Source organism: Planococcus sp. TJ-302, assembly GCF_058268455.1.
Map to the genome: position 1 here is coordinate 1,660,169 of NZ_JBZDOI010000001.1, position 21,993 is coordinate 1,682,161.

A 21,993-nucleotide genomic window follows, 5' to 3' on the forward strand; every position below is an offset into this window, starting at 1 on the left:
TCCTAAACGTTTTCTAAAACTGCAGCTTGTATGGCCTGCTCAAGGTCTGCAATCAAATCTTCCGGATTCTCAAGGCCGACCGACAAGCGGATCAATTCTTCCGTGACGCCCGATGACTCAAGTTCCTCTTTAGACAATTGCTGATGCGTTGTCGACGCCGGATGGATGATCAACGATTTGGCATCGCCGACGTTGGCGACATGCGACCACAATCCAACGCTATCAATCAATTTACGTCCAGCTTCACGTCCACCTTTAACACCGAAGTTGACGATCGATCCATATCCATCCTTCAAGTATTTCTGCGCCAATCCATGTGATGGATGATTTTCAAATCCGATATAATTGACCCATTCCACTTGTGGATGGTCTCTCAAATATTCCGCTATGGCCTGTGCGTTGCTGTTATGGCGCGGAATCCGCAGATGCAGCGTCTCCAAGCCCTGTAAAAATGCATGCGCGCTCTCCGCACTCAAAGACGGGCCAAAATCACGCAGCAGCTGAACGCGCAATTTCGTTGCAAAGGAAGCTCCTTCTGCGTCGATTCCGTAACGTATGCCGTGGTAGCTTTCATCGGGTTCGGTATAGCTTGGGAATTTCGGGTTGTTCCAATTGAATTTCCCGCCATCGACAACTACGCCTCCGATTGTTGTACCATGGCCGCCAATCCATTTTGTTGCGGAGTGGATGACCACATCGGCTCCGAATTCGATCGGGTTGCTGCCGTAAGGCGATGCAAACGTATTGTCAATCAATAACGGAATATCATTGTCATGTGCAATGTTGGCCACTTTTTCGACATCGAAAACATTCAGGCTCGGATTGCCGATAATTTCGCCAAACAGTGCTTTTGTTTTATCGGTGATGGCTCCACGGAAATTTTCCGGATCCTTGCCGTCGACGAACTTAACCGTAATACCGTATCTCGGCAATGTATTTGCAAAGAGGCTGTAAGTACCGCCGTACAAGTTGCTGTCCGCGACGATCTCATCGCCCGCTTCTGCTACATTCAGAATGGAGAAAGCGATAGCCGCCATCCCAGATGCCAGCGCCACAGCTGCAGTGCCGCCTTCGAGAAGCGCTACTCGCTGTTCAAATACATCCACCGTCGGATTCATAATGCGTGAATAGATATTGCCGGCTTCTTTCAAGCCGAATAAATTCTGGGCATGCTCCGTATTCTTAAACACATAAGAAGTCGTTTTATAAATTGGCACCCCTCTTGAGCCTGTTACGGGATCAGGCTGCTGTCCACCATGCAATAAAAGCGTTTCCGGTTTAAAATTTGTCATTTCGTATTCCTCCTAAGGTTTTATGGATGGAAACCAAGGTTGAGGAGGGAACAGAAAAAGCCCTCTTCGATTAAGAAGAGGGCCGCCAAATACGGGTATACCTCCTCTCATCTGCCAGATCCCGTCGTACCGGATCTGTAGGATTTAGCACCTTTCCAAGCTGCGCTTGTTGGTTGCTGGGCATCACAGGGCCTATTCCCTCCGCCTCTCTTGATAAGAGTATTCAGATTTAGTTTTCCATCTTGTTGTGAAGTATAAAAAGAAAGGCCAGCAATGTCAAGAATAAAATTCAAATAATTTCGAAACCTTCCAGCATCGGTTGCGTTAAAATGAAGGGAAGGAGGAGAATACAGATGTTATTTTGGACAATTTCCGCACTCATATCAGGTTATATTATCGGTTCTTTGCATGGCTCGCTCATCCCTCAGCTGTTAACGGGCGTCAACATCAATAAAGAAGGCCTTAAAAACTCCGGAGCGTCGAACGCCGCAATTGTGCTTGGCTGGAAATTCGGCGCACTCGTCGCCGCCTTCGACATTATTAAAGGATTTGCTGCAGTGGCCGGATTTCGGCTGCTGCTCGACGCATCGGCGCTTTCGGATGGAACAGCCTGGACCTTGCTGTTCACCGTTGGCGCGGGCGTCGTTTGTGGCCACAACTTTCCCGTCTATATGAAGTTCAACGGCGGCAAAGGAACAGCACCGCTTATTGGCGTCATGCTGGCACTGGATTGGAAATTTGGAATTGCCGCTCTCCTATTATTGGTTGCCGTTTCACTCGCCACCGACTATCTCATCGCTGGCGTGCTGGTCCTTTACCTCATGCTTTTAGCTATCGCGATTTTTCCAGCTGAAGGATTTTGGCCACCAGCCTTTGCAATTCTGCTGTTTGCAATGGCTATCTGGAAGCATCTTGAAAATATTGCGCGCGTTCGGGAAGGCACCGAAAAAAAGGTTTCTGAAGTGCTGCGCAAAAAATCCGCCGGTTCTGCTTAACATAAGCTGGCAGAAATAAGTCCAAAAATTTTTTTGGAGTTTTAGTTGACTTTTACAACAGTCCCCTTTAAAGTAAGCATTACAAATCGAATACGTACATCACTTTCTTATCCAGAGAAACCGAGGGACAGGCCCTATGACGTTTCGGCAGCGGATTCGCTTCATGCGAAAACTGTGCTAATTCCTGCAAATGCATCCGTGCATTTGGAAGATGAGAACGAGATGGTTTCATGCCGAAGCCCTCTTTTTTTCTTATGGATTAAGAAAAAAGAGGGCTTTTTATCGTTCACTTTTGGAAAGATTGATCTGTACCGAAGAGATTTGCATAGATACACTCAGCTTGAGGAGGCGCTTTTACATGATTCAATTCGAGGAGGTCACAAAAACCTACCAATCCGGAAAACAGGAAATCCACGCTTTGAATGGCATTGATTTGACGATTGAGACCGGAGAAATATACGGAGTCATCGGCTTCAGCGGCGCCGGGAAAAGTTCACTGATCCGCACAGTCAATCTATTGGAACGCCCGACTACCGGGCGAGTGCTGATTCACGGAAAAGATATCCTGGCCTTGTCAGGCAGTGAAATCCGTAAAACGCGAAAAGACATCGGTATGATTTTCCAGCATTTCAATCTGCTGAATTCCAAAACGGTCTACCATAACGTCGCTATGCCACTGCTGCTGGCCAACACACCGAAAGATAAAATTAAGGAACAAGTCAAAAACTTGCTGGAGTTCGTCGGCTTGGCTGACCAAGCGGAGAAGTATCCGGATCAATTATCGGGTGGCCAGAAACAGCGCATCGGAATCGCCCGGGCGCTTGCCACTAATCCTTCCGTGCTGTTATGCGACGAAGCGACTTCCGCTCTGGACCCGCAGACCACGCAATCTATTCTTGAACTGCTGCGCCGCATCAACCAGGAATACAACATCACGATTTTGCTCATCACACATGAAATGGGCGTCATCCGTGAAATCTGCGACAAAGTCGCCGTCCTGGAAGCCGGCAAAATCATCGAAAAAGGAACAGTATTTGATGTCTTCACCAATCCGCAGCAACCGACCACCCAGCGCTTCGTGCGCTCGGTCATGAATGATGAGCTGCCGCCGTCGTTACTGGCACAGCTGGCGGATGCGGCACGAAGCCATTCCATTTACCGCATTCAATTCACCGGCTCGTCAGTCGGACAGCCGCTGATGTCCCGCATTTCACGTGATTTCAATTTAGATTTGAATGTTTTATTCGGCAACATTACTGAATTGCAAGGCGAGCCGTATGGCAATCTGATTGTTGAATTTACCGGCCCTGCTGCAGAGATACAAAAAGCGCTCGCGACAATCCGCAGCGGCAGCGTCAAGGTTGAGGAGGTGAAGCATTATGCTAATTGATAACGAACAAATTTTGGAAGCACTGTGGGAGACCGTTTATATGACCAGTGCATCATTCTTCTTCTCCCTGTTAATCGGCTTCCCGCTCGGCATATTGCTAGTCGTCACCCGTAAAGACCATTTGCTGGCCAATGAACCCGTATCAAAAGTACTGAACATCGTCATCAATATTTTCCGTTCTGTGCCGTTCATCATCTTAATGGTCGCCATCATCCCGCTAACGAGGCTGATTGTCGGCACGTCGATCGGTACGGCGGCAGCGATTGTCCCGCTGGTCTTTTACGCCGGCCCATATATCGCCCGTTTGATTGAGAACTCGCTGCTCGAAGTTGATAAAGGCGTCATTGAAGCCGCGCAAGCCATGGGTGCCTCTCCTGCCCAGATTATTTTCCGCTTTTTGATACCGGAAGCATTGAGTTCACTGGTGCTCGCCCTGACAATTGCTATTGTCGGCTTGATTGGCGCTTCTGCCATGGCAGGCGCCATCGGAGGCGGCGGACTCGGAGATCTCGCCATCACTTACGGCTACCAGCGTTTCGACACAATGGTCATGGTCATCACAGTAGCGATTCTAGTCGTCCTGGTGCAAAGCGTCCAATCCGCTGGCAACCTATTATCGAAGCAAGTCAGAAGAAGATAAAAACGAACGACAACTTAAACCATTATTGGAGGAAACCCACATGAAAAAAATTACAGCTTTTTTATTGATAACGATACTCGCATTGCTGCTGGCAGCTTGCGGCAACGACGAAGAAGGCGCTGACGGCAGCAGAAAAGTCACACTAGGCATCAGCGGCTCTGACACGACGATTTGGGACCACATTGCTGAAAAAGCCGAAGCAGAAGGAATCGAACTTGAAATCGTCACGTTCTCTGATTACGTTGCACCGAACATTGCCTTAGCAGAAGGTGAACTTGATTTGAACGCATTCCAAACGATTTCTTATTTCGATGAATTTGTCGCAGAACATAAACTGGATATCGTTCCGATCGGCTCGACTGTCATTGCGCCAATGGGCCTTTACTCTGAAAAACACAAGTCGATCGAAGAACTGCCTGAAGGTTCACAAATCGCCGTACCGAACGAAGCGACGAACATGGGCCGCGCCTTGCTGCTCCTTGAAGAAGCAGGCTTGATCGAACTTGCGGATGATGCCGGTTTGACAGGAACAGCTGATGACATTACGGATAACCCGAAAAAACTTGAAATTGTACCGATGATTTCTGGCCAAACACCACGTGCAATGGGTGACGTTGCCGCTTCAATCATCAATAACGGCATTGCAGTTGATGCCGGCTTGAACCCTACTGAAGACCCGATTGCCCGTGAAAGTGAAACAGCAACACCATACATCAACTTGATTGCAGCGAGTGAAGAAAATGCAGAAGATCCGGATTTCCTGAAAATCGTTGAACTTTACCAACAGGAAGACACGAAAGAATTCATCATCGAGCATACAAAAGGCGCTCAAATCCCGACATTCGTTTCTGTTGAAGAACTTGTCGATTATAAATAATTCTTGAGGAGGAATTCCAATGACCATTGCCAAAGAAACCGTCCAGGCTATTTCCCAGTCGATCGATTCCAAGCAGGCGGCGTACATCAGAGCCAGCCAAGCGATACATGCCAAACCTGAAATCGGAAACGAAGAGTTTTTCGCCAGCAAGACCTTAGTAGCCTTGCTTGAAAACGCCGGCTTCACCGTCGAAACTGGCGTTGCCGGCCACGAAACCGCCTTTTATGCGAGCTTCGGCGGTGATGTTCCCGGCCCAGCCATCGCTTTTCTTGCGGAGTACGATGCATTGCCCGGCCTTGGCCATGCGTGCGGCCATAATATTATCGGCACGACAAGCGTTGCCGCTGCAATTGCCTTGTCCGAGACACTCGCTTGGACTGGCGGCCGTATCGTAGTGCTTGGCACACCAGCTGAAGAAGGCGGACCCCACGGCAGCGCAAAAGGCAGCTTCGTGAAACACGGGCTGCTCGAAGGCATCGATGCCGCGCTGATGATCCATCCTTCGGGCAAAACGGCGCTGACCGGCAACTCGCTGGCAGTGGACCCATTGGAATTCCATTTCTACGGCAAACCGGCACACGCTGCCGGTTCTCCTGAAAAAGGCATTAACGCACTTGATGCCGTGCTGCAGCTTTTCAACAGCATCAACGCGTTGCGCCAGCAATTGCCGTCCGACGCACGCGTCCACGGTATCATTACTCACGGCGGCGATGCACCGAACATCATTCCGGAATACGCTGCTGCTCGATTTTACATTCGAGGCGATTCATGGAAAAAAACTGCGGATACCGCGGAGAAAATCCGCGCAATCGCTGAAGGCGCCGCACTTGCTACAGGAGCCAGTGTGAAAATCGTCCGCTTCCAAAACGAAGTCAAAGATCTTGTCCCTACTCCCCTATTGGATTCGATTGTGCGCGGCGAATTGGAAGCAGTAGGCGAACAAGTAGCGGAGTCGCGCAATTACGGACTCGGTTCCACGGATGCCGGCAACATCAGCCATGTCGTCCCGACTGCGCATCCTTATATCAAAATCGGTCCTGATGACCTTGTTGGACACACGCCGGAGTTCCGGGAAGCAGCAAAATCAGATTTGGGCAATGAAGCTTTGATCCGCGGTGCCAAAGCGCTGGCGAACACCGGATACCGGTTGTTGACTGACGCTCCTCTCTTAGCAGAAATCAAACAAGCGCATGCCCAGGCATTAACAGCAAAAAATTAATCGCATGAAATATAAGACAGCAGAGACGCTGTCTTTTTTTATTGTCTAGAAGCGTATTTTGCTCGTTATAGAGCGTATTTCGGCCGCAATAGAGCGTATTTCCAAATTCCCATACCGTATTCCCAAAATTCTCTCTTATCGTGCTAAAATTAAAGCATTACATATTTAGGGGGAACATTTGATGATTGAAACTTTGATCGAGCGCCTTGTGCGCTATGCAAAAATCGATACGCAATCCGATTTTGAAAACAACGAAACGCCGTCGACTTCCGGCCAATGGGATTTACTGCGTGAACTGGAAAATGAGATGAATCACATCGGACTTCTAGAAGTAGGCATGGACGATCATGGCTACCTTTTTGGTACATTGCCTGCAAATACCGATAAGCAGCTGCCAGTCCTCGGCTTCCTGGCGCATGTCGACACGGCAACTGATTTCACCGGCAAAAACGTCAATCCCCAGCGCATCGAAAATTACGATGGCAACGATATTCAGCTGAGCGGCACAGTCGCAATGACAGTCGCTGACTTCCCGGACCTGAAAAACTACGTTGGCCATACTTTGATTACAACTGACGGCACGACATTGCTAGGAGCTGACAATAAAGCGGGCGTCGCTGAAATCATGACAGCGATGGAATATTTGGTGCAGCATCCTGAACTAGAGCATGGAAAAATCCGTGTGGCGTTCACTCCGGACGAAGAAATCGGCCGTGGCCCGCATAAATTCGATGTCGCCCGCTTTGGAGCGGATTACGCGTACACGATGGACGGCGGACCGCTTGGTGAATTGCAGTATGAAAGCTTCAATGCAGCAAGTGGAAAATTAACCGTGCAAGGGAAAAGCGTCCATCCTGGATCTGCGAAAGACAAGATGGTCAACGCTCAGACAGTTGCGATCCTGTTCCAGGAAGAAATGCCAAAAAATGAAGTGCCTGAACGGACAGAAGGCTATGAAGGGTTTATCCACCTGAATAGTTTCAAGGGCGATGTTGAAAAAACGGTGCTTTCCTATATCATCCGCGATTTCGATAAAGAAAAGTTTGAAGCGAAGAAAGAACATATGAAAGCTGTCGCAGCGAAGCTACAAGAACAATTCGGTGCGGATGCAATCACGTTGGAGCTTGAAGACCAGTATTATAATATGCGCGAAAAAATCGAACCGTCGATGGAAATCGTTGATGCCGCAGAAGCAGCGATGAAGAAATTAGGCATCACGCCGAATATCGTTCCAGTACGCGGCGGCACGGATGGCTCGCAATTATCGTATATGGGATTGCCGACACCGAATGTTTTCACAGGCGGCGAAAACTACCACGGAAAATACGAATTCATTTCAGCCGAAAACATGGAAAAAGCAACACAAGTCATTATTGAAATCGTTCAATCGGCAAAATAAAAAAGCGCCCACGGGCGCTTAAAGCTTGTAGAATTAGGGTCGATTTCCACCCTAAGGCTGCAAGTTTTTTTTGTATAACAAAAGAAACTGATGCTTTTGAGGAGGTTACTCCATATCGTAAAAAAAATTAGTGACAGCCGATACAAAATGAAAACGGCTTTTAATTTTATGAAGTTATTACCCTCTAAACCTTAAATAAGGTTTCTCGTTAAAACTTCTTTTTTGCTTTCTTTAGCAGGTGCCTTATTAACTATAGAAGGAACTGTTAAAATGATATGTCCAAATGGCAATTTTTGAATCAATAAAATAATGCCAATCGTGATAAACATCACCACTGCAAACCAAATTGGAAATAGAGAAAGAGTCCATACATCTGAGGGTAGATTTCGTTGTAACATATGTATAACAAAGGGATGTATAAGATAGATTCCCATCGACATAGCTCCAAGTCTTGATGTTACGGAAAAGAGTAAAGGGTTTCGAGCAACTTTTTCAGAAATCGCCATTACAAACATAACGATAACAGGCAAATTAACGATATTAGTTATACGATTAGATCCAATGTAACCGCCCCACTCATATTCAACTGCTGCGAAGTAAAAAACTAATAATACTGCAATAAATAGTGGAACTCTCATTTTATAAGTCCATTCTTTTGCAATCTCCCAATGATATGCAAGAAATCCGCCAAAAATGAAAAAGAATAACCACTTTGGCAAAAACGCGCGTTGTTCAGTTATTAAGCCAAAAAACCCTTCAAACTGTCCAGCTGCCATATATTTCATGGAATAGATATGAACCAAAGCTGATATGGCTAATAAGCCAAACCAAGCACCTTTGCTTTTAATAAACTGCAGCAATGGAAAAATCAAATAAAATTGCAAAACAATTGAAATGAAATAAAGATGAGAATAGGTTTCTCCAAATGCCGCTTTAAAAATAAAGCGTTCAATTCCGCCATTAAAGGGATTCGCACCAAAAACCAGCCAGATATAAACTACATAAAATGCGGTCCAGAATATGAATGGGATGACGATTTTATTTAATCGTGATCTGAAAAATTTTTTAAAGAAAAATCCTCTTTTTTTCACCTGCAAAAATAATAAAAGCCCGCTTACTATAGCAAAAACAGGGGTCCCGAATCGACTTGATTGATTAATAAACAGGATTACGTCTTCCCAGCTTCCACTTTGAACATAATATAGCGCTGAGACATGAACAAGTACCACCATTAAACAACCTACTGCTCTCAGTACATGGATATCAAAAATTTGACCTTGCTGATTCATATATTTACACCCTTAACTATTTATTAGACCGAATTTATTATAAACGTTTCTTACAAGGGGATACAACTTATTTTAAAAATATCAATATAATATACTTGTGTTTTCATTTCTGAACTCGGAGGGCAAATCTTTTCTTATGTCTTCAAATTAAAAAGCGCCTGTGGGCGCTTTTTTTTTGTCTAGATGCGATTTAAAAGCCTTCCGGACTAGATAAACACTTAAGCTTTCGTCTTTATATAATACTTCTTCCGTTCTGCGCTAATGCATAATGGATGCCGTGCTGCAAAGTTTGGAAGCATTGGAATTTCGATAAATTCAAACCGGTTTCCGTAATAATCATGCCCATTTGAGGGGATATTCCGACCAGGATGGCTTGGCTGCCAATCAACGAGGCTGTAGTGCCCAATTTGTCGATCAAGCTTGCCGCCTGATACGTGAATTCTGCATTCAGCCCTGTCAAATCCAGTACAAGGTATTTCGCTTTATATCTTGGCAGGTTCTGCAATGTTTTCACGAGCAGTTCTTCTGCGCGTGCTTCGTCGTATGTTCCAAGCAGCGGCACGACGACAATGCCATCGAGCACTGGAATGATTGGCGATGAAATTTCCTTGATAAGGGCATTGAGTTCAGCAGTCTTCTCTTCTACTTGAAGTTCCAGGCGCTGAATTTCTTCCGCTTCTTTTTTGCGCGCCAATCGATGGATATTTTTGTCAATGTTTTCATCGGAAGAGTAATATTCAACAAGCGTTTCACTAAAGCCCTCTATCTGGTGGTGCAGCACCCGGTACCAGATGTTCTCCCCGAATAATTCGGTGAAAATTCCGGCATAATGCGCCGGCAGAAAGCAACCGCCAGATTTTTTCCCTTGCGCCACGTTCATCTTATGCTCCCAGCTGTTTTTCAAACTCACTTTCAGCGTTTTCTGCTGTTCGTCCAACTCGCTGATTTCAGCCAACCCCCATCCAGCAGAGGCGTATGTATTTGTAATGAGTGCAGCTGCATCGGAAATCGTAACGTTTTTCATCTTCGAAAAGTATTGTCCCACCAACAACCCTTGGCGGAATCCGGTCGTTTCCATCACGATATTGGACGAATCTTCACCTGCAATCTCTTCAATCGTATCAAAAAATGTTTTTAAAGCAGTGGAAGTCCAAAAAAGGACCGAATCCTGACCTTCGAACAAAAACCTGCCTTCTTCCAGATTCCATTCAAAGCTCAAGCCTCCAACCTTTATTGAAGAAAGTGTAGCCATTTGAAAACTCCTCTCGTACTTCATTTTATTTTATCATATTGTTAAACAAACGTTAAAGCTTGCACCTTAAGCCACTCACTTTCATCATAAATGTGGCATTTATAATGGATATGTTTTAAATTGGCTGATTAAAGGAATAAAGAGATAACACATTAATAGGAAGAGGTGCTTTCTTTGCCAGATAAAAAATCTTTTGAAGAAGAACGTGAAAATCGTACAGGCGCGCCGATGGATAACCCGGAACAAGTCAAGACTGACAAGAAAACAATGCATGAAATGTTCAAAGAAGAAGAAACGGTGGATTCCATTCCGCTTGAAGATTTAAAGCAAGATATGGAAGATGAAGGAAATCCTCGCTCTACAAAGGATAACTCATCCAGCGAAGAAAAATTCCCCGGATAAAGGGCAGAATAAACCCATTTTTCTGAAGAACAGTTCGGCTGACGCCGGGCTGTTTTTTTATGATATGATATTCTGATGAACAGGAGTGGCTTATCATGAAAAACTGGATTTACCCGGTCATGGTAGTTGTTGCGGCAAGTTGTTATGGCGTTCTTTCCACAATTATCAAAGTGGCGATGCAGAATGGTTTTACAGCAGCCGAAGCAGTTACCAGCCAATATTTTGTGGGCTTCTTTTTAGCAGCCCTTTTATTTGCAGTTACACAACGCAAATTCCCGCGTCTTCGCGGATGGAAAATACTTGTGTTATCCGGTTCTTGCACAGCGGCGACAGGAATGGTCTATGGCCAATCGCTGGAATACCTGCCTGCATCCCTTGCAGTTGTCCTGCTTTTCCAATTCACATGGATTGGCATGTTTCTGGATTGCATTGTAAAACGAAGACGGTTGAAACGTGCTGAGACCCTTTCCCTTGTTTTATTATTCGGGGGAACACTGCTCGCAGCCGGGGTCATCGATACTGACCTTAGCGGAATCGCATGGCAAGGATGGGCATGGGGAATCGGCGCAGCCTTCTGCTTCTCGGCGTTCATGTTTGTCAACGGCAAAAAGGTGGAAGGCATGGATACCTCCGCGCGACTTTTCTATGTTTCGCTGTTTGCGGCAATCGTCGTCGGAATGTTCCAGACGCCGGAAATTGTCTGGAACGGACAACTCTTTTCTGAAGGCTTATGGATTTACGGTTTACTTTTAGGATTTTTCGGCATTATCATGCCAATTTACTTCTTTTCCGTTGCGGTCCCACATACCGGTTCCGGCTTAGCTTCCATTTTAAGCGCCATGGAATTGCCAGTGGCTATTATCGTGTCCGTACTGATTTTAAGCGAGACGCTGACTCTTCTCCAAGTGCTCGGAATTGGTGTCATTTTGGTTGGCATGATACTGCCAAGCGCATTCAACCGCACACCAAAATCAGTCGAAACTATCCATTAAGCCCGCGCTCTGCGGGCTTTTTATGTTTAGCATTGGATTAAACAGGAATAACAGGAATATCACATTAAATCAAAGGAGTGGAAAAAATGAATCAATCTGAGCTAAAAAAGCAATCACTCGATATTTTGGATGCAAGCCGCGTCGGCGTCCTGTCGACGGTGAAGGACAATAAACCTCATTCACGCTATATGACATTCTTTAATGATGAATTCACTTTATATACTCCAACCAGCAAAAAGACACAGAAGGTCGATGAATTGGAAAATAATCCGAATGCCCATATCCTTCTTGGTTACGAAGGCGAAGGCGTCGGGGATGCTTTCTTGGAAATCGAAGGGCAGATAGGCATGCACGACGATGCCAGCATGATTGATAAAGTCTGGAACGACCATCTAAAAGGCTGGTTTACAGGTCCGGATGATCCAAACCTGCTGATACTGGCGATTAAGCCGACACGCGTTCGCCTGATCAATAAAAAAGGTGAAGAGCCGCAGTCAATCGACTTGTAAAACACAAAAACGGCTCGAATAATCGAGCCGTTTTTATGTTTTCAAAATCTGGCGCAGTCCTTCACGGTTGAACAACAGATCTTCCAATGTGTATTCATCTAGAACCGCCAGATAGGCGTGCAGCGCTTTCCCAAGAACGCCCCTCAGACCGCATACCGGCGTAATTGGGCAGCGGTTATGCTCGGGGTCAAAACATTCGACCAAATGGAAGTCATCTTCCATCCTGCGGACGACTGCCCCCACATTAATGTTCTGCGGCAAATCCGCTAATCGGATTCCGCCGCCGCGGCCACGCACAGTATGGATAAAGCCGGCTTTGCCGAGTTCGAACGTCACTTTCATCAAATGATTTTTCGATATATTATAAGCATCGGAAATTTCCTGTATGGTGGATAATTTCCCATCTTGTTTCGACCCTAAATACAGCAACACACGCAACGAGTAATCAGTATACATCGTCAGTCTCATCTTTTCACCTTCCCTGCCTCTCTATTATACCCATTAAGGGATTGGTGGAAAAGAAATCCGGATTGGCGAATCATTCATAAGTCTACATAAAACGGTCTGTGTTTTCACAGGCTTTTTGTGTGACTTTTTTGTGAAATCAAATGTCTTGAAATTTTAAAGATGTATTTTAAATATATCTTTAATTCGTAAAGGGGTATATAGTCAAGATATAGAAAACAAAAGGAGCGATTGACAATGTTATCCCTAGAGACAAGATCAATTATCAAAGCGACAGTACCTGTTTTAGAGGAACACGGCACAGCGATCACAACGGTCTTTTACAAAAATATGTTCGAAGCACACCCGGAACTTTTGAATATCTTCAACCATGCAAACCAAGCAAAAGGGCGTCAGCAGGCCGCTTTAGCAAATACCGTATACGCGGCAGCGGTGCATATCGATAATTTAGAAGCCATTCTTCCAGCAGTGGTTCAAATCGCCAATAAACACGTTAGCCTTGGCATAAAACCTGAACATTATCCGATTGTCGGCGAGTATCTATTAAAAGCGATCAAAGAAGTATTAGGCGATGCCGCGACTGACGACATCATCAATGCCTGGGGAGAAGCATATGGCGTCATTGCTGACGCATTCATCGGCGTTGAAAAAGATATGTATGAAAAAGTAGAAAACCAGGAAAATGGTTGGAAATTTTTTAAAGACTTTATCGTCGCACGGAAAGAGAAAGAAAGCGGCAATATCACTTCGTTCTATTTGAAACCGGCTGAAGGTTCGAATGTTCCTACCTATCAACCAGGCCAATATATTTCAGTGCGCATGTCGATTCCAGGTGAAAAATACACAATGATCCGCCAATACAGCTTGTCACAGGCTGCTAAAGAAGACGAGTTCCGCATTTCCGTCAAACGCGAAGCGGATAACGATCCAAATGGCCGCGTTTCCGTGTACCTTCATGAAGAAGTGAATATCGGCGACCGCCTAGAAGTCAGCGCGCCAGCAGGCGAATTCGTCCTCGATACTGAGAAAAAATCTCCGGTGGCATTTGTCAGCGGCGGCGTTGGCATCACACCGATGATGAGCATGTTCGAAACTGTTGCCACAATGACTCCGGAACGCCCGACCGTCTTCTTGCACGCTGCACGCAATGAATCATTCCATGCATTCGACCAGGACATCCGGAAATACACAGAGTCGATGGATAACGCCACTTATAAAACGCTTTACTCTGATGAACCTTCCGGTTACATCACACGTGAGCTTCTTGCGGAATACGTCGATATTTCAGGCGAAGCCTACGTTTGCGGGCCTGTACCATTCATGGAAGCCATGATTCAGGAACTGCGCGCGCTTGGCATGAAAGAAGATCAGATTCATTTTGAATTCTTCGGCCCTGCTGTAGCACTGCAGACTGTTTAAAAGTTCTTAAACTATTTCCGCAACGCGCTGAAAATGGATAAAAGCATGTCCTTCCGCCTTTTACAGGTGAAGGACATGCTTTTTCTATTTACTGTGAAGCCATCGCTTGTTTCAGGAATTCCAGGCGGTTGCCGAACGGGTCCGCTGCAAAAAATCGGGTACTTCCGGGAATGCTTTTGTCATCCTTTACCGCTATACCCTTTTCCATCAGATGGGCTTTCAATTCATCAAACCCTTCTACGACAAACGCAGGATGTGCTTTTTTTGCCGGTTCGAAAGGTTCTTCGACCCCCACATGTAGCTGAAAGCCAGGAAATTCAAACCAAGCCCCGCCTCTTTCTTGCAACGGTTTTGGCTTTTCCAATTCCTTCATTCCCAAAATTCCGCTATAAAAGTTACGGGCTTCTTCCTCGCAGCCTTTAGGCGCAGCTACCTGAACATGATCTATTTTTTTGATGTTAAATACCATTCCATTTCCTCCTCCAGCTTCTCCATAATTTTAGAAGCGCCTTTTATTCTTTCGCCTTTCTGTTTTGCAAATCCTTCCGCCATCCCGTAGCATATAAAAAAAGGGGTGACGCTAGATGGCTTTTCCGCAACAGCTAAAATACACACTCGCCGCCCAATCGGTCTCAATCGACCGCGAGCCGCAGCAAGCGCTATCGGCCGAATTCCCAATTTTAATCAAGGAATTGAAAGAATGGGCCAAAACAGACAACGACGGAGTGGCAATTTCCTATTTCTTCCGCCAATATGCACTTTTCATCTCTGCCCAGTTCAATCTACTGGCGCATCAGAATGCTTATTTCGCTTGTTCCTGGAAGGAATTGAAATTCGATCGCAGCTTTAATTACGGCTTGCACTTGTTGAAGACGCATGCCTCTTCCCTTTCCTATACGCAAATCCAGCCTCACCAACGATATGAAGCGATGCATTACGTGCTTGTCGAACAAGTCGATTCCCTGATCCAGGAGTTTCGCCAACATGCTAAAATTTCGCCCATCATCTTATGGGAGAACGTCCTGGGATCCATCATCTGGCTTTATGCCGGAATTGAACGCTCAAATCCCAGAAAAGCCGCAGAAGACATGGAATGGCTGCTCGAACCGTCGAATTGGCAGCCTATCAAGACGTCTTATCTGAACAAGCTGCTGGGTGATGTTCCGCTGGGGCGCGCCGTTTCGGGCCCGCTCCGCAAAACGTGCTGCCTTTATAAGGAACTCCCTGAATTCGGAGCCTGCACATACTGCCCTCAGCCAAATTAAAAGCTCCGGAGCACAATGCGCCGGAGCTTTAGATTAGACTTCGAATACTTCATGCAGAATTTTTCCTGGATCGTTATTCATTAGATTTTTGTAGACACAGCTTTTCGGCTTGTCTTGGAGCGATTTCGCAAAAGATTTGGCATGCTCGGCATCTCCGACAATATGCACTTCTTCCCATCGGCGCTCTTTTTTCAGTTTTTCAATCTTGCCGCCCATATCTTTATAGAAACGGTCAAGATTTTCTTTTAAGCGATGGTCCAGTTCATCAACCGGACTGCCGCCTCCGCTTACCGGCGTACTGCCACCCGAAGCACCGCCTCCAGTTGCACCGACGCCTGAAACACGCCCAGAACTGCGGACGCCTTTTTGTTCCGCCCAGACTTCAAGGCCTGAATCGAATTCATAGAAGAATTCCTCATTGATGATTCCCATTGAGGTATCTAAAACCCGGATTCCTTTTAGGCTCGGCATGACGACTCCTGCATATGGATAGGCTTTGTACATATATCTTAGCTGATCCAATTGCGGCGTTTCTTCCCAATGGAAATTGTTTTTGACCGGAATTTGAACATAGCGCACCCACCATAAATTTTCATGGGGAGAAGCGAAAATGACGACCCCTTTTAAAAGCTCGCTTTGGTGGTCGGTGATTTCTCGTTCGACTTTTTTCTTCAATTCTCTATAAGAATTTATTTCTTTTTCATCGCGTGAAGCGGAAAGGTATTCATCAAGCTTTTTCAAGCCGTTTTTTAAATGGATTTTCCAAGCACCGTTCTGGGCTTCTGAATCTGCAGGATTGGTATTTAGATAGATACTCAGTACACAGCGATCTTCGCAACGGAACGCTTTCAACTCCTGAATTTCATCGTATAATGTCATATAACCCTCATCCTCCTTAAAATCCGTGCTATTTAACTCCTTACCCTATGAGTTCTATATTAAACGGTCCATCCCCTTCTTTTTTTCATTATTCAGACGTTTAAGTTCTGCCAGTTGAGGTAAACAAGAAGTGCAATGAAAAAAAAAAGGAGCGTGTAAAAATTGGAAAATGTAGATAAAAAAGTAGACGAGAAGTTGAAGCATTTTGATGACGAAAAGAAAGAAGAAATTCTAGCCAATTTTGAGAACTTCAAAAATTATTTAGGCTCAAAAGTGGAACTTGGCGAAAAAATGGGATTGAGCGAAGAACGCCTAGCTCAAATTACGGAAAAAGTCGCAGGCTATTTAGCGAAAAATGAAGAACCTAAAAACCGTGAAGAATACGTGCTACAGGAACTATGGAAAGTCGGTTCAAAAGAAGAACAGCACATGCTGGCCCACATGCTCTTGCGTATGGTTAAAAAAGACTCATAAAGTTAAAATGACTCATAAAAAACAGCCTTCCCTTATAAATGGGAAGGCTGTTTTTCAAATAGCTGGAACATCCAGTAATAGATAACGCCGCTTGCGAATGCCAGGAGTGCCAAAATGGTAAACGTCCAGCCGAAGCCGAACCAAGCAGTCATCGGGATCGACAGTGGTGCAATCATGCGCCCTATCGTGTACCTTAGACTCGCTGCTGCAAAATACTGGCCGCGCATTTCTTCAGGCGCCAGCTTTGAGATAAAGCTCTGCTGAACGCCGACAACCATCAACTCCGCAAAAGTGAAGATCGCCATCGCTAACACGAACATCCAGAACCAAGAAGTAATCGGGAAAATAAGCATCGAGACGCCGTACAAAATCGCTGACATGAAGAAAACCCATTTCTCCCGGAACCTGGTCATCCATCTGGTAATGATGACTGTAAATAACGCAACCAGCAAGCCGTTCTCGGATAACAGGACACCGAATGACGTTTCACCCGTTACTGTCAGTTCACGCCCCATAAATGCAGCTACAGTCTGTTCGTCAATTGTTTCCTTTAAGAAGACGGGAATCAGCAAATCCAGCTGCATGAATGTCTGCGCGCCTAGAATACCGGCAATGACGAATAACAGGAAGAGTTTGTCTTTGAAAATGACGCCGTATTCCTTCACTTGCTTCGCCACTGCTCCAAGAACACCGACTGATTCTTCGCGCTGCCATTTGTCTATGACGCTTTGCGGCAAGGTTTCATTGGTATAAAGCCTTAAGACGGTACCGAGGATCATCGAGATGACCGCCACGATCAACAGTAATTCGAAACGGTACGAGAAGAACAGCACGGCTCCGAACAGCGGGCCAACAACTACCGCGATATTCAACGTAGTATAGAAAATGGCAAATACGTCACTTCTATATTTCTCCGGAATGACATCCGCAATCATCGCCTGGCTCGCTGGCCAGTACAGTGAACCGCCCATGCCCGCTATCGTAAAGGCGATAAAACCGAGCATTGGTGATTCGAGCCAAGGCGAATTGGCATAAGCGAACAGCAAAAACGCAAAACCTTGTCCGATCGAGGCTACGACAAGCATTGTGCGCCGGCCGAACCTGTCTGCGCAATAGCCGCCGACTAAATTAGCGGCTACTGAAAAAACTTGCGACACGACAAGCAGCAAGCCCGCCGTGTTTTTCCCGAATTCTTCCGCAAAGTAAATGGCGAGGAATGGGAAGACCATCCAGTAACTTGTATTCATGAAAAATTCGCCGACGAGGCGAACTTTCAAATTCCTATTCCAATCTCTAATCTTCATTTTTCAGTTCCCCGCGTTCTCTGATCTCTTCTCTGGGCCTGGTAATTACCCGATAACTTCAAGCAGCTTGTAGCTCAGGCAAATATCGATTAACAGCTCTTTCCGTTCTTTGGCAAATTGGATGACCAGGCGTTCATGATCACGTTCGATGATTTCACCAGCTCCGAACACACGGTGCCGTACAGTCGCTCCCGCCACAAGTTCGCCGCCATCTTTTACGGCATTCGGATTGTCGGGCACTTTCACTTTGACCGGCGGCTGTACTTTTGCAGGAGCCTTCTTAAGAGCTGGTTTTCCTGCAATCGCCACATCCCGCACTTCATCGACAAAACGGGATTCGCTATCATAGCTGATCAATTCAAGATGCTTTCTAGCGCGAGTCATCCCGACATAAAACAGGCGCCGCGCCTCTTCAAGAAGATCCGGCTGCTCTGTGTCTTCTTCTGTCGGAATGATGCCTTCCACTAGGTCGATCATATACACTCTGTCGAATTCCAACCCTTTGGAACTGTGGAATGTCGAAAGCGTCAGCATGTCATCAGTTTTTTCGGCTTTGGCTGCCTGTGTCACCTGCTCCAATTCCTTCAGGCGCTTCGCAAACTCCATCATGCTGCTAAGCGGCGCAGCAATCTGCTCCAGTGTTACCAGGATCTGCTCCAGGTATTGCAGCCGCATCCCGAATTTCTCCGCGCGGCTCGCAAGCATCTGGTCATAGCCCAGATCTGCCCTGATGGTGCGGATGACTTTCAGCGGCTGCATGCCTTTCAATGCTTCGAACCATTTCTTCTGCTCGCCCAATATCCGGATTTGGTAATCTTTCAATGTTATGTGGCGGTTGATTTCGTCAAAGGCATTGATTTCTGATGGCTTCATCTTGCTCATGAACTTCAGCTGGCTTCCTGACCAGTAGGCATTGGTTTTTGAAGCGACTTTTGAATAGATGTCGATGCGCTCCGGCTTTAAGCTGAAACGCATAAAATTCAGCATGTCCTCGACAATCCAATGGGAGAAGAACCGGTTGTCCCCATCTTTCATATAAAACGGGATGCCCATCCGGTCGAGCTCGCTCATCAACAAAGTGGAAGACGAATTATTGCGGTACAAAATCGCCACTTCTCCGAAATTGTCCAGCTCCTTCAATTCCTTCATCAGGTATTTGAATTGTGCATCTTCTGAAACCAGCCGTTTGATTACGATTGGCTGGCCATCCGGCTGTTTGGTGAACATGTTTTTATCGTGGCGCTTTTTATTCGTCTTGATGAATAAATTCGCGGCGTCGACAATATTTTTCGTGGACCGGTAATTGCGCTCCATTTTCATGACGTAAGCGTCCGGATAAACCGTTTTGAATTTCAATAAATAAGTGGGCTCTGCCGCGCGCCACGTATAAATCGACTGATCGTCATCAGCGACGACGCACAGATTTTGGTGGCGCAACACCAGCTTTTCCACGATGGCATGCTGGATCATCGATGTGTCCTGGCTTTCATCGGTCATCACGTAATCCCAGCGCTGCTGGTATTTTTTCAATAGCGCTTTGTCTTTTTCCAACGCCTCGTTCGCGAGCGACAACATATCGTCAAAGTCCACTAACCTAACATCATAGTTTTCTTTGAACGCTTCATAGGTCTTCAGTATTTCAATGGCGCCTTCAAAAGGGGCCTTCAGTTTTTTCCACTCGCTGCGCGGCGTCATCTTGTTCTTCACAAAACTGATGAATGAGGTCAATTCGTCCAATTGGTCTTCTGTTATAGGTTCCCCGACTTCGGTCTCAAACATTTCCCGCAGCAGCCGTTTTTTATGGAGTCCGTTGCTTTCGCTGCCTTCAATCATGACATAGCGCAGTTCCGACAAATACTCCCGGGTAATTTGGAAAGCCAGGCTATGGATTGTCGAAAAATCCACAGGTGCAAGCGTAGGGAAAAGCCGTTTATAGCGTTCCTGCATATCGACAGCTGACGCTTTGCTGAATGTGATCGCTTTAATGCGCTGCGCCGCCACCTTTTTTTCTTCGATCAAGTAGCCGATGCGCATGATCATCGTCGTGGTCTTGCCGGATCCAGGGCATGCCAGGAGAAGCAAGGGGCCTTCAGTCCGCTCCACTGCTTTGCGCTGTATTTTGTTCAGCTCGACGCCGAGCTGTTGTTGTTTGCGTTCAAAAAAATTGCTCATACGGCAGATACTCCTTCGCACTATCATTCCTTCTATTTTACCATGGCTGCGCGATATTTATTTGTTGTTTTTTAAGATGCAGAGAAAACTTGCGGTCCGGTTGCGAATAATTTTCTAACATAAAAAAGGACTCATGGGAATGAGCCCTTTACCGCAATCCGGCAAGCATTGCCTTATGCGATTTATTTCGGACTGATAATTTCACAGACCCGGCCCACTTGCCCATCTTCCAGCCTCACCTTGATGCCATGAGGGTGCGTCGCGGAATTGGTCAATAAATCTTTGACGATGCCTTGTGTTTTTTTACCGCTTCGCTGGTCTTGTTTTAAAATCACGTTGACTTCCAGCCCCGGTTTTACGTCACTTCTTTTTTTGCCGTCCATCCAAAATCCCTCCCGACTTTCTTCCAGTATACATTATCGCATACAAAAAGGCGGGGATTCCCCCGCCTCGCTTTGCATTCATTGCTTAAAAATGTTTTTTGCGATTACCTTCTAAATCATCGTCATCAAGATCTGACAACGTTGTATCTTTTTTGTTTTTATTAGTGAAAGAAGCGTCTTCGTCAATGTCAGCTTCTTCTTTACGGACAGTTTCACGAATTGTTTCCGTGTCTTGGACTTTCTTTTTGCCGACTACGATTTCTTCACTGACCACATTCGTTTTCGAAACGTTGACGCGTTCTTCTGTCAATGGAATGTGAATGTTATCGCCTTCTTGGTAGGCATCTGCTGTAGCGCCATCGACTTCTTCATTTACCGGGCGCCGTTCAACATAAATCTCTTCGCGTTCTACCGGCACATCAATCGATTGTTCGTTTTCCACTGTGCGTTTCCCAACGTTCACTTCGCCAGTCTGTACACGGTCTTTGTTCACATGCAAACGTTCTTCGTGAAGGCGCAGGCGCTCTTCTTCCGTCCCTGCTGCATCTGTGTTATTGCCTGAGAAGTTAGAAGCTGTGCGATCTGTATCTGTGTATCGTTCATTGTCTTTATTCAATGTGTCACGCTCCATTCCATTTGTTGTGTCAAAGCGGTCTGCATCACGGTCTTTACTAGTATCGCCATCTACTGAAACGCCTGGCCCTAAACCAAATCCTGTGCCTCTGTCTTCGCCGACTCCTGCAGTTTCATTAGTGTTTTGTCGTTCTGAAGCGGCCAAATCATCGTCATCTGTCATGCCGCGCTCGCCTTTTTCCCGGTGGTAGTTAACGTCGTTCGATTCGTTTGTATCCACAGTCAATCCGTCACGCGCCACCATTCCTGAGTCGCCGTAGCCGGCAGTTCCACCGGTTGCGCCGACATAGCCTGCCGCACCTGTAGTATTGTTCCCCGGATCGCCGTATACATTGCGATCGATATCACTATCTTTTGAGTCGTAATCCGAACCGATTTCCTGATCAACAAACAATAAAATCTTGCCGTTTTGCACGTCCTGGTAATAGCGGTCTGCTTCCTGATCGTCTACGCCCATGCCCGAGAATGCTTCACGCACCGGCTCATTACCGGAAAGGAAGCCCATGAATTTATCCATCCAGCCGCCTTCAGCAGATTTATAATCCACGTCTGTCCGCCCTCTTACCATGGATAGCTGTTCTTTATCATGCGCCATGACGTACATATGATCTTCGGAAATACCTTGCTCTCTTAACTCTTCGATTTTTCTTAATACCTCTGACTCATTGTCGAAAGTTCCCATAAATTTATTGTTGGCCATTTTTCTATTCCTCCAATTGTTTTATGTTTACAAAAATTTTTGT

The 21,993-nt window shown here is 46.1% G+C and carries 22 protein-coding genes and 2 riboswitches; of the genes, 12 read left to right on the forward strand and 10 right to left on the reverse strand.

Going from position 1 to position 21,993, the window contains the following annotated elements; all coding sequences use genetic code 11:
• Window positions 1-2 precede the first annotated feature (2 nt).
• Window positions 3-1,292 carry an O-acetylhomoserine aminocarboxypropyltransferase/cysteine synthase family protein gene (locus AC4EHB_RS08105; RefSeq protein WP_490975061.1) on the reverse strand — a complete coding sequence of 430 codons (1,290 nt, stop codon included), beginning with the start codon at window positions 1,290-1,292 and terminating at the stop codon, window positions 3-5.
• A 104-nt stretch (window positions 1,293-1,396) separates the two neighbouring features.
• Window positions 1,397-1,512, reverse strand: a riboswitch (SAM riboswitch).
• A gap of 133 nt (window positions 1,513-1,645) precedes the next feature.
• On the opposite strand from AC4EHB_RS08105, the gene AC4EHB_RS08110 reads away from it, so the two are divergent.
• The 6 genes from AC4EHB_RS08110 to pepT all read left to right on the forward strand — a co-directional run bounded on the left by AC4EHB_RS08110 (window position 1,646) and on the right by pepT (window position 7,812).
• On the forward strand, window positions 1,646-2,287 hold the full coding sequence (locus AC4EHB_RS08110) for a glycerol-3-phosphate acyltransferase (protein ID WP_490981167.1): 642 nt from the start codon (window positions 1,646-1,648) through the stop codon (window positions 2,285-2,287).
• A gap of 104 nt (window positions 2,288-2,391) precedes the next feature.
• A riboswitch (SAM riboswitch) is annotated at window positions 2,392-2,505 on the forward strand.
• A gap of 140 nt (window positions 2,506-2,645) precedes the next feature.
• A complete protein-coding gene (locus AC4EHB_RS08115; RefSeq protein WP_490981168.1) occupies window positions 2,646-3,677 on the forward strand; it encodes a methionine ABC transporter ATP-binding protein in 1,032 nt (343 codons plus the stop codon).
• Window positions 3,667-4,317, forward strand: a complete 651-nt coding sequence (locus AC4EHB_RS08120) for a methionine ABC transporter permease (protein WP_490981169.1) — start codon at window positions 3,667-3,669, stop codon at window positions 4,315-4,317. Before AC4EHB_RS08115 ends, AC4EHB_RS08120 begins: the two co-directional genes overlap by 11 nt.
• Window positions 4,318-4,357: 40 nt before the next feature.
• A complete protein-coding gene (locus AC4EHB_RS08125) occupies window positions 4,358-5,194 on the forward strand; it encodes a MetQ/NlpA family ABC transporter substrate-binding protein (RefSeq protein WP_490981170.1) in 837 nt (278 codons plus the stop codon).
• Window positions 5,195-5,213: 19 nt separating this feature from the next.
• Window positions 5,214-6,413, forward strand: coding sequence for a M20 family metallopeptidase (locus tag AC4EHB_RS08130; protein WP_490981171.1), 1,200 nt, complete (start codon window positions 5,214-5,216; stop codon window positions 6,411-6,413).
• A 181-nt stretch (window positions 6,414-6,594) separates the two neighbouring features.
• Window positions 6,595-7,812, forward strand: a complete 1,218-nt coding sequence (gene pepT / locus AC4EHB_RS08135; RefSeq protein ID WP_490981172.1) for a peptidase T — start codon at window positions 6,595-6,597, stop codon at window positions 7,810-7,812.
• A gap of 191 nt (window positions 7,813-8,003) precedes the next feature.
• On the opposite strand, the gene AC4EHB_RS08140 is transcribed toward pepT, so the two are convergent.
• Both AC4EHB_RS08140 and AC4EHB_RS08145 read right to left on the reverse strand, forming a co-directional pair.
• A complete protein-coding gene (locus AC4EHB_RS08140) occupies window positions 8,004-9,101 on the reverse strand; it encodes an acyltransferase (protein WP_490981173.1) in 1,098 nt (365 codons plus the stop codon).
• A gap of 232 nt (window positions 9,102-9,333) precedes the next feature.
• Entirely contained in the window at window positions 9,334-10,353 is a 1,020-nt protein-coding gene (locus AC4EHB_RS08145; RefSeq protein WP_490975069.1) for an STAS domain-containing protein, read from the reverse strand.
• A gap of 174 nt (window positions 10,354-10,527) precedes the next feature.
• On the opposite strand from AC4EHB_RS08145, the gene AC4EHB_RS08150 reads away from it, so the two are divergent.
• The 3 genes from AC4EHB_RS08150 to AC4EHB_RS08160 all read left to right on the forward strand — a co-directional run bounded on the left by AC4EHB_RS08150 (window position 10,528) and on the right by AC4EHB_RS08160 (window position 12,256).
• On the forward strand, window positions 10,528-10,755 hold the full coding sequence (locus tag AC4EHB_RS08150) for a YczO family protein (RefSeq protein WP_490981174.1): 228 nt from the start codon (window positions 10,528-10,530) through the stop codon (window positions 10,753-10,755).
• 95 nt (window positions 10,756-10,850) lie between these two features.
• Window positions 10,851-11,747: an EamA family transporter gene (locus tag AC4EHB_RS08155; protein WP_490975071.1), complete on the forward strand. Its 897-nt coding sequence runs from the start codon at window positions 10,851-10,853 to the stop codon at window positions 11,745-11,747.
• Window positions 11,748-11,833: 86 nt separating this feature from the next.
• A complete protein-coding gene (locus tag AC4EHB_RS08160; RefSeq protein ID WP_490975072.1) occupies window positions 11,834-12,256 on the forward strand; it encodes a pyridoxamine 5'-phosphate oxidase family protein in 423 nt (140 codons plus the stop codon).
• A 33-nt stretch (window positions 12,257-12,289) separates the two neighbouring features.
• On the opposite strand, the gene AC4EHB_RS08165 is transcribed toward AC4EHB_RS08160, so the two are convergent.
• Window positions 12,290-12,724, reverse strand: coding sequence for an RrF2 family transcriptional regulator (locus AC4EHB_RS08165; RefSeq protein ID WP_490981175.1), 435 nt, complete (start codon window positions 12,722-12,724; stop codon window positions 12,290-12,292).
• 234 nt (window positions 12,725-12,958) lie between these two features.
• Here AC4EHB_RS08165 and hmpA point away from each other — a divergent pair, with 234 nt between their 5' ends.
• Complete coding sequence (hmpA, locus tag AC4EHB_RS08170; RefSeq protein WP_490981176.1) at window positions 12,959-14,140, forward strand: NO-inducible flavohemoprotein; 1,182 nt, start codon at window positions 12,959-12,961, stop codon at window positions 14,138-14,140.
• Window positions 14,141-14,228: 88 nt separating this feature from the next.
• On the opposite strand, the gene AC4EHB_RS08175 is transcribed toward hmpA, so the two are convergent.
• Window positions 14,229-14,609 (reverse strand): VOC family protein, encoded by a 381-nt coding sequence (locus AC4EHB_RS08175; protein ID WP_490975075.1) that lies wholly within the window; start codon window positions 14,607-14,609, stop codon window positions 14,229-14,231.
• A gap of 115 nt (window positions 14,610-14,724) precedes the next feature.
• Here AC4EHB_RS08175 and AC4EHB_RS08180 point away from each other — a divergent pair, with 115 nt between their 5' ends.
• Window positions 14,725-15,405, forward strand: a complete 681-nt coding sequence (locus tag AC4EHB_RS08180; protein ID WP_490975076.1) for an IucA/IucC family C-terminal-domain containing protein — start codon at window positions 14,725-14,727, stop codon at window positions 15,403-15,405.
• A 33-nt stretch (window positions 15,406-15,438) separates the two neighbouring features.
• On the opposite strand, the gene AC4EHB_RS08185 is transcribed toward AC4EHB_RS08180, so the two are convergent.
• Window positions 15,439-16,284 (reverse strand): VLRF1 family aeRF1-type release factor, encoded by an 846-nt coding sequence (locus tag AC4EHB_RS08185; protein WP_490975077.1) that lies wholly within the window; start codon window positions 16,282-16,284, stop codon window positions 15,439-15,441.
• A 162-nt stretch (window positions 16,285-16,446) separates the two neighbouring features.
• Here AC4EHB_RS08185 and AC4EHB_RS08190 point away from each other — a divergent pair, with 162 nt between their 5' ends.
• Complete coding sequence (locus AC4EHB_RS08190) at window positions 16,447-16,758, forward strand: DUF3243 domain-containing protein (RefSeq protein ID WP_490975078.1); 312 nt, start codon at window positions 16,447-16,449, stop codon at window positions 16,756-16,758.
• 32 nt (window positions 16,759-16,790) lie between these two features.
• Here AC4EHB_RS08190 and AC4EHB_RS08195 read toward each other — a convergent pair whose 3' ends face one another.
• From AC4EHB_RS08195 to AC4EHB_RS08210, 4 genes are all read right to left on the reverse strand, one after another.
• Window positions 16,791-18,062 (reverse strand): MDR family MFS transporter, encoded by a 1,272-nt coding sequence (locus tag AC4EHB_RS08195; protein WP_490975079.1) that lies wholly within the window; start codon window positions 18,060-18,062, stop codon window positions 16,791-16,793.
• Between the two features lie 45 nt (window positions 18,063-18,107).
• The gene (locus AC4EHB_RS08200) at window positions 18,108-20,234 is read right to left on the reverse strand and encodes an ATP-dependent helicase (RefSeq protein ID WP_490981177.1); all 2,127 of its coding nucleotides are present in this window, start codon (window positions 20,232-20,234) and stop codon (window positions 18,108-18,110) included.
• A gap of 182 nt (window positions 20,235-20,416) precedes the next feature.
• A complete protein-coding gene (locus tag AC4EHB_RS08205) occupies window positions 20,417-20,617 on the reverse strand; it encodes a YwbE family protein (RefSeq protein WP_490975081.1) in 201 nt (66 codons plus the stop codon).
• Window positions 20,618-20,702: 85 nt separating this feature from the next.
• Window positions 20,703-21,950: a DUF2382 domain-containing protein gene (locus tag AC4EHB_RS08210; RefSeq protein WP_490975082.1), complete on the reverse strand. Its 1,248-nt coding sequence runs from the start codon at window positions 21,948-21,950 to the stop codon at window positions 20,703-20,705.
• Window positions 21,951-21,993 lie beyond the last annotated feature (43 nt).